Source organism: Novosphingobium sp., from assembly GCF_032093395.1.
GTDB lineage: Bacteria > Pseudomonadota > Alphaproteobacteria > Sphingomonadales > Sphingomonadaceae > Novosphingobium.
Map to the genome: position 1 here is coordinate 91208 of NZ_DAMDBA010000005.1, position 12705 is coordinate 103912.

Consider the following 12705-nt stretch of genomic DNA (forward strand, 5'->3'; position numbering starts at 1 on the left):
GCTACCTGCCCAGCAATTCGCCCAGCGCCGCGAAAGCGCCGGCATTTTCGCCGCGGGCCGGGGCGGGGGGCGTAGCCTGCGCCTCCCGTTCGCGCTGCGGCGGCCGCCAGCGCCAGCGAACCGGGGCCGGTGCGCCATGTGCGCCTTCCGCCAGCGGCCGGGGCATGAGCGCCTGGAAGCCACCGAAGCGCAGAAGGCGGGCATAGCTGGCAGTCGTCAGGCCCATCGACACCGCCCGGGCCGGGTCCAGCGAGAACGAGCGGGAGGGGCCGCGATGACCGCTGGCGGCGGACCGCGCCTCATGCGCCTCGCGCAGCAGCTTCTCGGCCATGTCGATGCGCAGCAGCTGCTTACCGAGGTTGCGATAGCCCGGCGCCTTGTGGCGCTTGGTGGCGTCCATGGTCGGGGGCATCGCGGCATCGGGTTCGCCGCCGCCCCTGAACGTGTCCTTGTCCGCGATCTTGGCGAGCTGACGCCACAGCGCGATCGGGCCGGGGCGCAGCATTGCGGGGAGGAACAGGTCGAGAGCGCCCACGCGCACGCCCAGCTTCGCCAGCATCGTACGGCGCGCCTTGTCGAGCCGGTCGACGCCGGAACCGTCGCGGGCGATCATGCCGCCGGACAGGACCAGAGTGATGAGCAGAGCGCGCAGGTCCGGCCCGGCGTCTTCGGCGCGGCTGGCCTCGTCCAGTTTTGCCAGCGGGGCGAGCGGTTCCAGCGCGGTCTGCAGCCAGGCCTCCAGCGCCGCGACCAGCGCCTTGCGGGCCGGGGCGGGAATCGCGTCGAGCATACGATCCGGCACCAGCACCGGGGCAAGCAACGAGCGCCCGGCAGAAAGCGTGGCGATCTTCTCGCCTTCCCAATCGAGCCTGCCGTTTTCAAGGACCAGAGCGGCCGCGCCTTCATGGACGGCTGCCGTCAGAGCTTCGGCGCGCGACTGGAGCAGTCCGGGCAAGTGGCGTTCCGCAGCGGCCAGCAGCAGCTTGCGGTCCGAGAGCCGGGCGGCGGGATCGACCTGGAAGGCGAAACCCCGCAGCGATCCGATATGCTCGCCTTCCACCAGCACTTCCTCGTCTTCGAGGCGGACCGATAGCAGTCCGGCGTCGGGACCGAGTTTTTTCATGAGCACGGCAGTCCTGCGGTTGATGAATCGTTCGGTGAGTTTGCCATGGAGGGCATCGGAAAGGCGAGCCTCCACGGCACGGGCGCGGGCGGCCATTTCCTCGCGCGCCAGCACCCAGTCGGGGCGCTGGGCGATATAGGCCCAGGAGCGGATCGCAGCGATCCGGCCCTGAAGGGTATCGATGTCGCCGCCGGTCAGATCGAGCCGGGCGATCTGCTGCGCCATGTAATCGGCGCCGAGTTCGCCATCGCGGAGATCCTGCCAGAGTCGCGCCACGAATCGGGAATGAGTCTCCACGCCCTGCTGGCGGAAGTCAGGCAGGCGGCAGGCTTCCCAGAAGCGGCGGACCATGGCGTGGCCGCGCAGGCTGTCCATCACGGTGCCGTCTTCCGAAAGCCGCTTCAGCACCGCAAGGTCGATCGCTTCGGGGGCGAGGACGAGTCCGTCGCTGTCGGGCGGCGTTTCCAGATCCGAGATCAGCGTGGCCACGCTGTCGAAGCGGGGTTCCGGATCGCGCCAGAACAGCCTGGTCAGGGGCGGGAATCGGTGTTCCTCGATCGCGTAGACTTCGTCCGGCTCGAATTCGGAATCGTGCCCGCCCGAGCCGGTGAGCGTGCCGAACGTGCCGTCCTTCTGATGGCGACCGGCACGGCCCGCGATCTGGGCCATTTCCGAAGTGGCGAGGCGGCGGTGGCGCTGGCCGTCGAACTTGGAGAGCCCGGCGAAGGCAACGTGCTCTACGTCGAGATTAAGGCCCATGCCGATGGCGTCGGTGGCCACGAGGTAATCGACCTCTCCCGACTGGTAGAGCGCCACCTGGGCATTGCGGGTCTGCGGGCTGAGCGCGCCCATGACCACGGCGGCGCCGCCCCGGAATCGGCGCAGCATTTCGGCGATGGCGTAGACCTGCTCGGCCGAGAAGGCGACGATCGCGCTGCGCGGGGGAATGCGCGAAAGCTTCCTGGCGCCGGCATGGGAGAGAGTGGAAAAGCGGGGACGGGTCACCACTTCCACGTCCGGGACGAGGGCCTTCACCATCGGCTCCAGGGTGGAGGATCCGAGAATCATCGTCTCTTCCCGTCCGCGTGCATGAAGCAGACGATCGGTGAAGACATGGCCGCGCTCGCGGTCGGCGCCGAGCTGGGCTTCGTCGATGGCGACGAAGGCCAGGCTGCGTTCCGTTACCGGCATGGCCTCCACGGTGCAGAGCAGGTAGCGCGCGTCCTTGGGTTCGATGCGCTCCTCGCCGGTGATCAGGGCGACGTTCTTCTCGCCCTTGATCTTGCACACACGATCGTAGACCTCACGCGCGAGCAGGCGGAGCGGAAAGCCTATTGCTCCGCTGGAATGGGCGCAGAGACGCTCTATGGCGAGGTGAGTCTTGCCGGTATTCGTGGGACCGAGCACCGCCTTCACCCCGCTGGGGGCGTCCTTTCGCGACGAGGCATGCCGGCCGTGAACCATTATGAGGCGAATGTGGCACCGCCTTCAGCCCCCCGCAAGTCTCGGCTCGTCGAAAGACGCGTGAAAATCCACGGAATTAGCGGGAGGTTAACCTTAAAGGCGCAGAAGCAGCGGCGCGACATCGGGCTTTTCGCGGGATCGAATCCGCCCGATGCCATTTTCAGCACTCCCGAAAAAGGTGGGTAGGGGTACGTGTTCAAGGCGCTGGATCAGGGCGGGGAAGCCACCGCGCGCGTCGCGGCGCTTTCGCACGACCAGATGCTGCGCGATTCTGCCATCGCTCCTGCCGCCGATGGCGGGAAGACGGGGAAGCCCGGTGCATTGGCGCGCTGGAAGCACGGCTTAGAGCGATGGTGCCACGACGTGGAGATCGCGCCCGACCTTGCCTGCGACATCGGCAGCCGTCGCTGGTTCCGGGGCTTGGCCACGATGCTGGCCTTGGGCACGGTGGCTTTCGCGATGGTACCGGATTTTTCGGCGGTGGAGGCCGCGACGCCGCTGGTCGATCGCAGCCGCGACGAATATCGCAGCCAGACCATTTCCCCGCTGGCGCTGGGCGCGGACAGCGGTCGCCACATGGGCGCAAGCCCCTTGGTGCGCCCCTTGGCAAAAGTGCCCGAACGCCCGTCGATCCAGCTCGTATCGACCCTGGGCCAAGGCGACGGTTTCGGCCGTATGCTGGAACGCGTCGGCGTGGGTGGGGCGGATCTTGAGCAGATCACTCGCCTGGTCAGCGCGGCGGTGCCGGTGGACGATCTCGCTTCCGGTACGCGCTTCGATATCACCATGGGGCAGCGTCCAGCACCGGGCGCGCCGCGCGCGCTCGCTTCGATGGATTTCCGGGCTCGTTTCGATCTCGATCTTTCGGTCGAGCGGGGGCCCGGCGGATTGGCGTTGGTGCGCCATCCCATCCATGTCGACCAGACGCCGCTGCGCATTCGCGGCTCCGTGGGGTCCAGCCTCTACCGCTCGGCCCGGAACGCCGGGGCGCCTGTCGGCGCGATCCAGGACTATCTGCGCGCCATCGACAAGTACCTGAGTCTGGAAGGCGACATCGCTTCGCAGGACCAGTTCGACCTGGTGGTCGCTTACAAGCGCTCAGCCAAGGGCGAGCGCGAGGTGGGCGAATTGCTTTACGCGGGCCTCGAACATGGCGGAAAGCCGAAGCTGCAACTCCTGCGCTGGGGCAAGAGCGGAGAGATGATCGCGTCTTCCGCGCTCACACAGGCCCGCGGCGCGCCGGGCGGAGCGCCCGTTGCGGGGCGCGTGACGTCATCCTACGGCAAGCGTCGTCATCCCATTCTCGGTTTCGTGCGCATGCATGCCGGTATCGACTATGGCGCGCGCTATGGTTCGCCCATCTATGCGGTGGCGGACGGAGTGGTGAACTTCGCCGGTCGTCACGGCGGCCATGGCAATTATGTGCGGCTGGGTCACGGCGGCGGGCTGGATACCGGCTACGGCCACATGAGCCGCATTGCCGTTTCACGTGGAACACGGGTGAAGGCCGGGCAAGTGATCGGCTACGTGGGATCGACCGGACTGTCCACCGGACCGCATCTGCATTTCGAGGCCTATCGCGGTGGACGGACGATCGACCCATCGGGCTTGCGCTTCGTCTCGCGTCCCCGGATTGACGGCAAGGAGAAGGACGCCTTCCGCGCCCGGCTGAACGCGATGCTGGAGGTGCAGCCCGGCGAGGCGCTTTCCCCGATCGACGCGCCTGTAGCGGCGCAGGCGGATGCGATGCGCGAGATCGACCGGCTGGCACCGGCGGCTGGCGAGTAGGCCCTGACACTAGGACAGTCCGTCACATTGAACCCTTGCGGTTTTTCCGGCAATCACGTCGCCATGACCGGAGCATATCCCCATACCCGCCCGCGCCGCGCGCGCGCCACGGCCTGGAGCCGCGCCATGCACCGCGAAACGGTGCTGACGCCTGCCGATCTCATCTGGCCGGTCTTCGTGACCGAGGGCGAGGGCGTCGAGCAGCCGATCGCCTCGCTGCCCGGCGTTTCGCGATGGTCGGTGGATCTGCTGGTGGAGCGTGCGAAGGAAGCGGCGGACCTCGGCATTCCCTGCCTGGCGCTGTTCCCGGATACCCAGCCCGAGCGCCGTAGCGACGATGGTGCGGAAGCGTTGAATCCCGACAACCTGATGTGCCGCGCCTTGCGAGCCATCCGTGCGGAACTGGGCGACCGGATCGGCCTGCTGACGGACGTGGCGCTCGATCCTTATACCAATCACGGCCAGGACGGCCTGCTGGGAGAGGACGGCTATGTCCTCAATGACGAAACGATCGAGGTTCTGGTCGGCCAGTCGCTGAACCAGGCGCGGGCCGGGGCCGACATCATCGCTCCGTCGGACATGATGGACGGCCGCATCGGCGCCATCCGCGATGCGCTGGAGGACGAAGGCTTCGTCAACGTCCAGATCATGAGCTATGCCGCCAAGTATGCCTCCGCCTTCTACGGCCCGTTTCGCGATGCGGTGAACACTCGCGGCCTGCTGAAGGGGGACAAGAAGACCTACCAGATGGATCCCGCGAACAGCGAGGAAGCGCTGCGCGAAGTCGAGATGGATCTGGAGGAAGGCGCGGACAGCGTCATGGTAAAGCCCGGCCTGCCTTACCTCGATATCGTTCGCCGGGTGAAGGAGACGTTCGAGGTTCCCGTCTTCGCCTATCAGGTGTCCGGAGAATACGCGATGATCGAGGCGGCGGTGGCGGCAGGCACCGCAGATCGCGATGCGATGGTGCTGGAAACCTTGCTGGCCTTCAAACGCGCGGGATGCTCGGGCGTGCTGACGTACCACGCCGTCCACGCCGCGCGCCTGCTTCGGACGTGACGCCATGACCGACTTCAGGCTGGAAACGGACCGGCTGGTTCTGCGCAACTGGCGGCGCGGGGACATGGCACGTTTTGCGGAAGTGACCAATACGCCGGAGGTCATGCAATGGCTGGGCGGAGTGATGGACGCGGAGCGCCTTGCGGCTTCGGAAGGCCGCATGCTGGGCCTTCATGAAAGCCATGGGCACACCTTCTGGATCGTCGAGCGCAAGGCCGATGGCGGCGATCTCTCCGGCGAGCTGCTGGGTTTCTGCGGGCTGAAAAAGATCGACGCACCGGGGGCCTCGTTCGCCGGCGCCTTCGAGATCGGCTGGCGCTTGCGCAGCGATTCCCACGGCAAGGGCTATGCGCGGGAGGCGGCCACGGCATCTCTGGATGCCGGTTTCGGCACATTCGGCGCAGACGAGATCTTCGCCCTGACGGTGATCGAAAACGCGCCGAGCTGGGGACTGATGCTCCGGTTGGGTATGCGGCGCCGTCAGGATCTGGACTTCGACGACTTGCGCTTCGAGCCGCCCCTGCGCCACACGATCGTGCACTCGATCGCGCGCGAGAATTGGGCAGGGCAGGCGCGCTGATCGCCACGAGGGAGGCGAGAATGATTCAGGACCGAACCGACATCACCGTAGCTGCGATCCATGGCAATGCGCCGCGAATCCACCCCAGCGCCTTCATCGCTTCGGGCTGCCGCATCATCGGCGATGTCGAGATCGGGCCGGACGTCAGCATCTGGTATAATTGCGTGATCCGGGCCGACGTCAATCGCATCGTCATCGGCGCGCGAACCAACGTCCAGGATGGCTCGGTGATTCACTGCGACAGCCCGAAGCGCTCGCGGCCTGAGGGCTATGCGACGTTGATCGGCGAGGATGTGCTGATCGGGCACATGGCGATGGTGCATGGCTGCGTGCTGGAGGACCGCGCTTTTGTCGGCCTCGGCGCGATCGTCATGGACGGCAGCCATATCGAATCCGACGCCATGCTGGCAGCCGGAGCGCAGCTGACCGGCAAGCGTATTCCCGCCCGACAACTCTGGATCGGACGTCCCGCGAAATATCTGCGGGATCTCGACGATGCGGCGATCGCGGCGAACCAGGCGGGGGTGAGGGGCTATGTCCAGAATGGCCGACATCACGCGCAGGCGCTCGGCTTGAACTACGGCGCCTGAGGACGGATGGCGAAGCCGAAAGTCATGCTGCCGCCGTCCGATGCCTTGCGGGCATTGATCGACGGGGAAGGGCGCCTGTCGGTTCGCGTCACGCCGGGCGTGAAGGTGGAAGCGCTGGAAATCGTCGATGCGCGCGTTCTCGTGAAGGTGCGGGCCAAGCCGGAGGACGGCAAGGCGAACGAGGCCGTGCGCGCTTTGCTGTCGGTCGCGCTCGATGTGGCGGTATCCCGCATTTCCCTGTTGCGGGGCGCAACGTCCCGCGAGAAGCAGTTCCACGTGGAACTTTGACCTTCGGTTGGGGTGATCAGCGCGCCATGCTGCGTGCCATGCGCGACAACACGTCCGTCATGGCCTGAGCGACATGCGGCGGTTCCGGCGCGACATCCGCGATGGCGCGCGTCATTGCCTCGGCCCACTGCGCGGCCGTGACTTCGTCGATCGGAAAGTGCCGGTGGAGGCTCATCATGCATTTGCCGGGATTGGCCTCGAACCAGTCCCGCGGCCCTCCCGCCCAACCGGCGAGAAAACGGGGCAGGGAGCGGCGCATGGGGTCGAGATTTTGCGCGTGCATGGCGCGCAATTCGGCATAGGCCGGATCCTGTTCCATCAGGTCATAGAAGCGCTGGGCGATGGCCTCGAACACGGGAGCGCCGCCGAGCAGGTCGTGCGGAGTAGCGGCATTTTCGTTTGGACTGGCCACGGTCGGAATCTCTCAAAGGCAGGAGCGCCTTTCATAGCCCACCTGTTCCACGTGGAACTTGATCGCCGTCAATCCCGAACGAGTGCCTTGAGACTCTCGATCCGGTCCGCCTCATGCGCGGGCTTGTCCATGCGAATGCGATGGATGCGGGGAAAGCGCATGGCCAGGCCGGACTTGTGTCGCTTGCTCAGGTGGACGGAATCGAAAGCCACTTCCAGCACCAGCGACTTGTCGGTCTCGCGCACCGGACCGAATCGATTGACCGTGTGATTGCGGACATACCGATCGAGCCACTTCAACTCCTCGTCGGTGAACCCGAAGTAGGCCTTGCCCACCGGGAGCAGTTCGGCTCCGGCATCGGGATCGCCATCCCAGCAGCCGAACGTGTAGTCGGAATAGAACGAGGATCGCTTGCCGCTGCCGCGCTGGGCGTACATCAGGACGCAATCGATCAGCAGGGGATCCCGCTTCCACTTGTACCAGAGCCCGGTCCTGCGCCCGGCCACATAGGGACTATCGCGGCGCTTGAACATGACGCCCTCGATGGCATCGTCTCTCGCCCGTTCCCGGATTGCGGCAAGTTCCGCAAAGTCCGCCGCCGGGATCACCGCGCTCAGGTCGAAATGTCCGGGATCGAGGCGGGCGGCGAAGGCCTCCAGCCTTGTGCGGCGCTGGTGCCAGGGAAGGGCGCGCAAGTCTTCGCCTTCGATGATCAGCGCGTCGTAGAGGCGGACGAAAGCAGGGTATTCCGCCAGCATCTTTTTGGACACCAGCTTGCGGCCGAGCCTTTGCTGAAGCGCATTGAAGCTGGCCGCGCCGCCTTCCACGCCGCCTTGGTGAATGCCCCGCACCAGCAACTCGCCATCGAGCACCGCGTCTAGGTGAAGCGCGGCGGCGATCTCGGGGAAAGTGCCGGAAATATCGTCGCCCGAGCGGGAATAGACCCGCGTATTCCCGGCAACGCGAACCACCTGCACGCGGATGCCGTCCCACTTCCATTCGGCGGCGTATTCCGACAGGTCAAGCTGCGCGCCTTCCAGCGGATGCGCGAGCATGAACGGGCGGAACAGCGGCAGGTGTTCGGAAGAGGGCGCCTCGGCGCCATGGGCGGCCCAATCGAACAGCGCCAGGTAGGGCGGCTGCTGGCCGTGCCAGTGCTCTTCCACGTCCTCTACCGAAACATCGAAGGCCTGCGCGAAGGCGGTCTTGGCGAGGCGGGCGGAAATGCCGATCCGCATGGCGCCGGTCGCCAGCTTGAGCAGGGCATAGCGTCCTTCCGCGTCGAGGCGGTCCAGCAGGCGGGGTAGCTCCGTCATCACGTTGGCGCGCGTCATGCGGGTAAGAGCATCCACCGCCTCCGATACGGTGGGCGGAGAGGGGGGCTCTGCCGGTGCGGGCCAGAGCAGGCTGGCGGTTTCCGCCGAATCGCCGACGTAATCGCGGCTCAACGTCCAGAGAACAGGGTCTATCCGCTCGCTCATCAGGTTCCGGATCGTCGAACTCTTCACGGCTGGAAAGTCTAGGCCATCGGTCAGCGCGGCCAAGGCCCATCCTCGGTCGGGATCCGGAGTCTCGTGCAAGTAATCGGCCAGCAGCTTGAGCTTGGCGTTGCGGCTGCGGGTGTAGACGAGTGCGTCGAGGAGGGCGGCGAAGGTTTCCATTTAGGGGCGCACGCGGAGGCGCGGAGACGCGGAGGGAAAGAAGCAGGGAAGGGGGTCGCGCAAAGGCGCGAAGGCGCGAAGGAGGTGTGCATGCGGCGAAGCAGCTTTCCAACCATGGCCTTGCACTGCATTCGAAATCGCAAACAAAGCCTGCGGCGCAAAGCGGAGTCTTTGCGCCTTCGCGCCATTGCGCGATCCCTTTTCTTCTCCGCGTCTCCGCGCCTCCGCGCGAACCCCTTTAATCATCTTCATCCTCGTATCCCACCAAAGCCAACGCCCGCGCCTTGCGCTGGTTGAGTTGGCACCAGCGCAGCATCGCTTCCTCGCGTCCGTGGGTGATCCAGGTTTCCGCCGGATTCACGTCGATCACCGTCTGAGTCAGTTCGTCCCAGTCCGCATGGTCCGAGATCACCAGCGGCAGTTCGACCATCCGCTGACGCGCGCGCTGGCGGACACGCATCCAGCCCGAAGCCATGGCGGTGATGGGGTCGGGCAAGCGCCGGCTCCAGCGGTCGTTGAGAGCCGAAGGCGGAGCGACCACGATGTGACCGGCCAGTTCCGCCTTCGCTACGTCGCCGACCAGGCGCAGTTCGCCGAGATCCACCCCGAGTTCCTCGTAGAGCCGGCACATGCGCTCCATCGCGCCATGCATGTAGATCGGCTCCAGATGCCCGGCGCGGCGCAGTTCTGCGATCAGACGCTGTGCCTTTCCAAGCGCATAGGCGCCCACCAGCACGCAGCGTTCGGGGCTGGCGGCGAGGGCGGAAAGCAGCTTGGCGATCTCGTGCTCAACCGGGGGATGGCGAAATACCGGGAGGCCGAAAGTCGCCTCGGTGATGAGGACGTCGCAAGGCGTCACTTCGAAGGGGGGGCAGGTGGGATCGGCCCGGCGCTTGAAATCGCCGGTGACGATGATGCGTTCTCCCGCGTGCTCCAGCAGGATCTGCGCGGAGCCCAGCACATGGCCCGCCGGAATGTAGGTGGCGGAAACGCCGCCCCGGAGGCTGAGCGTCTCGTGATAGGCAACGGGAACAGCGCCTTCCGAGGTGGCGTAGCGCAGCTTCATGATCGCCAGCGTTTCCGGCGTGGCGACGGTTTCGCCATGGCCGCCGCGGGCGTGGTCGGAGTGGCCATGCGTCACCAGCGCGCGATCGACGGGGCGGGAAGGGTCGATCCAGCAATCGGCGGGGACGACGTGAATTCCCCAGGGTTCGGGTCTGATCCAGGAGAAATCGCGGGCCATGGATGAAAAATGGGGCGGGAACCGCGTGGTTCCCGCCCCTTGCATTTCGTTGTCCCGAAGGATGTCCGAAGCGGTTGCCCGCCTCAGTCGCCCGCCTCAGTCGCCCGCCTCAGTCGTCCGCGTTGGCTTCCGGCTGCGGGCGAGGCTTCTTGGAAGAGGTCTTGGCGGGCGCCTTCTTCTTGCCGACCACCTTGGGAGCGGCCGGAGTCAGTTCGAAGTTCAGCCCGTCGTCCTTCACCGAAACATGGACTTCGCCGCCATGGTTCAGCTTGCCGAACAGGAGTTCCTCGGCCAGCGGCTGCTTGACCTTCTCCTGAATCACGCGGCCCATCGGGCGCGCGCCGTAGAGCTTGTCGTAGCCGCGATCGCCCAGCCACGTGCGTGCGTCGGAGTCGAACTGGATGTGGACGTTCTGGTCTGCCAGCTGGAGTTCCAGCTGGAGGATGAACTTGTCCACCACCCGGCTGATCGTGTCCTTGGCGAGGTAGGCGAAGGGCACGATGGCATCGAGACGGTTGCGGAATTCCGGCGTGAACATCTGCTTCACCGCCTCGTCCCCGGCATCCGCCTTGGACGTGTCGCCGAAACCGATGCCCTGACGGGCCATGTCCGAAGCGCCCGCATTGGTGGTCATGATCAGGACCACGTTGCGGAAGTCCACGGTCTTGCCGTGGTGGTCGGTCAGACGGCCGTTATCCATCACCTGGAGCAGGATGTTGAACAGGTCCGGGTGCGCCTTCTCGATTTCGTCCAGCAGCAGCACGCAGTGCGGATTCTGGTCGATCGCGTCGGTGAGCAAGCCGCCCTGGTCGAAGCCGACATAGCCCGGAGGCGCGCCGATCAGGCGGCTGACCGAATGGCGCTCCATATATTCCGACATGTCGAAGCGCTTCAGCTCGATGCCCATGATCGAGGCGAGCTGGCGGGCGACTTCGGTCTTGCCGACGCCGGTGGGGCCGGAGAACAGGAACGAGCCGATCGGCTTGTCCGGATCACGCAGGCCCGCGCGGCTGAGCTTCATCGCAGTGGAAAGGACGCCGATCGCCTTGTCCTGCCCGAACACCACCCGCTTCAGATCGCGTTCGAGATTTTCCAGCGCCTTCTTGTCGTCGGAACTGACGGACTTGGGCGGGATGCGCGCCATCGTCGCGATTACCTGCTCGATCTCGCGGGCGGTAATCGTCTTCTTGCGGCGGCTGGGCGGCACCAGCATCTGCATCGCGCCCACTTCGTCGATCACGTCGATCGCCTTGTCGGGCAGCTTGCGGTCGTTGATGTAGCGGGCCGAAAGCTCGACGGCGGTCTTGATCGCGTCCGGCGTGTACTTGACCTTGTGGTGTTCCTCGAAGGCGGAACGCAGGCCGCGCAGGATCTTGATCGTATCTTCCACGGTGGGTTCGTTCACGTCGATCTTCTGGAACCGGCGCAGCAGGGCGCGGTCCTTCTCGAAGTGGTTGCGGAACTCCTTGTAGGTGGTGGAGCCGATGCAGCGGATCGTGCCGCCCGACAGCGCGGGCTTGAGCAGGTTCGAGGCATCCATGGCGCCGCCGCTGGTGGCGCCGGCGCCGATCACCGTGTGGATCTCGTCGATGAACAGGATCGCGTGCGGCATCTTCTCCAGTTCGGAGACGACCTGCTTCAACCGTTCCTCGAAGTCGCCGCGATAGCGGGTGCCGGCCAGCAGGCTGCCCATGTCGAGCGAGTAGATCACTGCCTCTGCCAGCACTTCGGGCACTTCGCCCTCGACGATCTTGCGCGCCAGGCCTTCGGCGATAGCGGTCTTGCCGACGCCGGGATCGCCCACGTAGAGCGGGTTGTTCTTCGAACGGCGGCAGAGAATCTGGATCGTGCGGTCCACTTCGGGACCGCGACCGATCAGGGGATCGACCTTGCCGTTCAGCGCCTTGTCGTTGAGGTTGACGGTGAACTGGTCGAGCGCCGAATCCTTCTTGCTGGCGTTCTTGGCCTCGGCCTTTTCCTCTGGCGTGGGGGCGTGCTCCTCGGAACTCTTGGAATTGCGCTCCTCAACGCGCTTGCCGCCCTTGCCGATGCCGTGGCTGATGTAGCTGACGGCGTCGAGACGGCTCATGTCCTGCTGTTGCAGGAAGTAGACCGCGTAGGAATCCCGCTCGGAAAACAGCGCGACCAGCACGTTCGCGCCGGTAACGGTATCCTTGCCGGACGACTGGACATGCAGGATCGCTCGCTGGATCACGCGCTGGAAGCCGGCGGTGGGGGCAGGATCACCCTTTTCCTCGGTCTTGAGCGACTGGTATTCCTGGTCGAGATACTGACGGACCACGTCGCCGAGGTCGCCAAGTTCCACGCCGCATGCCTGCATGACCTGTGCCGCGTCCGGATCGTCGATCAGGGCGAGCAGCAGGTGCTCCAGCGTGGCATACTCGTGGCTGCGCTCGGAAGCGTGCGACAGGGCCGAGTGCAGTGTCTTTTCCAGGCTTTGCGCGAAACTAGGCATTTAAAAGACTTTCATTTGGGA

At 65.7% G+C, this 12705-nt stretch carries 10 protein-coding genes; 5 read left to right on the top strand and 5 right to left on the bottom strand.

Annotated elements, in window-relative coordinates:
* Position 1: 1 nt before the first annotated feature.
* On the bottom strand, positions 2-2587 hold the full coding sequence (locus tag RT424_RS03420) for a helicase-related protein (protein WP_313434561.1): 2586 nt from the start codon (positions 2585-2587) through the stop codon (positions 2-4).
* 192 nt (positions 2588-2779) lie between these two features.
* On the opposite strand from RT424_RS03420, the gene RT424_RS03425 reads away from it, so the two are divergent.
* From RT424_RS03425 to RT424_RS03445, 5 genes are all read left to right on the top strand, one after another.
* The gene (locus RT424_RS03425) at positions 2780-4375 is read left to right on the top strand and encodes a M23 family metallopeptidase (protein WP_313434562.1); all 1596 of its coding nucleotides are present in this window, start codon (positions 2780-2782) and stop codon (positions 4373-4375) included.
* 63 nt (positions 4376-4438) lie between these two features.
* On the top strand, positions 4439-5434 hold the full coding sequence (gene hemB / locus RT424_RS03430) for a porphobilinogen synthase (RefSeq protein WP_313434563.1): 996 nt from the start codon (positions 4439-4441) through the stop codon (positions 5432-5434).
* A 4-nt stretch (positions 5435-5438) separates the two neighbouring features.
* Entirely contained in the window at positions 5439-6014 is a 576-nt protein-coding gene (locus RT424_RS03435; RefSeq protein WP_313434564.1) for a GNAT family N-acetyltransferase, read from the top strand.
* Positions 6015-6034: 20 nt separating this feature from the next.
* Positions 6035-6604: a gamma carbonic anhydrase family protein gene (locus tag RT424_RS03440; protein ID WP_313434565.1), complete on the top strand. Its 570-nt coding sequence runs from the start codon at positions 6035-6037 to the stop codon at positions 6602-6604.
* A 6-nt stretch (positions 6605-6610) separates the two neighbouring features.
* Complete coding sequence (locus RT424_RS03445; RefSeq protein ID WP_313434566.1) at positions 6611-6892, top strand: DUF167 domain-containing protein; 282 nt, start codon at positions 6611-6613, stop codon at positions 6890-6892.
* 16 nt (positions 6893-6908) lie between these two features.
* Here the strand turns inward: RT424_RS03445 and RT424_RS03450 are convergent, their stop codons facing one another.
* From RT424_RS03450 to clpA, 4 genes are all read right to left on the bottom strand, one after another.
* Entirely contained in the window at positions 6909-7304 is a 396-nt protein-coding gene (locus tag RT424_RS03450; RefSeq protein ID WP_313434567.1) for a group II truncated hemoglobin, read from the bottom strand.
* A gap of 68 nt (positions 7305-7372) precedes the next feature.
* Positions 7373-8965 (bottom strand): cisplatin damage response ATP-dependent DNA ligase, encoded by a 1593-nt coding sequence (locus tag RT424_RS03455; RefSeq protein ID WP_313434568.1) that lies wholly within the window; start codon positions 8963-8965, stop codon positions 7373-7375.
* A 238-nt stretch (positions 8966-9203) separates the two neighbouring features.
* The gene (locus RT424_RS03460; RefSeq protein ID WP_313434569.1) at positions 9204-10208 is read right to left on the bottom strand and encodes a ligase-associated DNA damage response exonuclease; all 1005 of its coding nucleotides are present in this window, start codon (positions 10206-10208) and stop codon (positions 9204-9206) included.
* A 109-nt stretch (positions 10209-10317) separates the two neighbouring features.
* Positions 10318-12684, bottom strand: a complete 2367-nt coding sequence (clpA, locus tag RT424_RS03465) for an ATP-dependent Clp protease ATP-binding subunit ClpA (protein ID WP_313434570.1) — start codon at positions 12682-12684, stop codon at positions 10318-10320.
* Between the last annotated feature and the right edge of the window lie 21 nt (positions 12685-12705).

Bases quoted from the DNA above. Each gene is read 5' to 3' on its own strand.
- RT424_RS03420 (WP_313434561.1), bottom strand. From the start codon at position 2,587: ATGGTTCACGGCCGGCATGCCTCGTCGCGAAAGGACGCCCCCAGCGGG.
- hemB (WP_313434563.1), top strand. From the start codon at position 4,439: ATGACCGGAGCATATCCCCATACCCGCCCGCGCCGCGCGCGCGCCACG.
- RT424_RS03435 (WP_313434564.1), top strand. From the start codon at position 5,439: ATGACCGACTTCAGGCTGGAAACGGACCGGCTGGTTCTGCGCAACTGG.
- RT424_RS03440 (WP_313434565.1), top strand. From the start codon at position 6,035: ATGATTCAGGACCGAACCGACATCACCGTAGCTGCGATCCATGGCAAT.
- RT424_RS03445 (WP_313434566.1), top strand. From the start codon at position 6,611: ATGGCGAAGCCGAAAGTCATGCTGCCGCCGTCCGATGCCTTGCGGGCA.
- RT424_RS03455 (WP_313434568.1), bottom strand. From the start codon at position 8,965: ATGGAAACCTTCGCCGCCCTCCTCGACGCACTCGTCTACACCCGCAGC.
- RT424_RS03460 (WP_313434569.1), bottom strand. From the start codon at position 10,208: ATGGCCCGCGATTTCTCCTGGATCAGACCCGAACCCTGGGGAATTCAC.
- clpA (WP_313434570.1), bottom strand. From the start codon at position 12,684: ATGCCTAGTTTCGCGCAAAGCCTGGAAAAGACACTGCACTCGGCCCTG.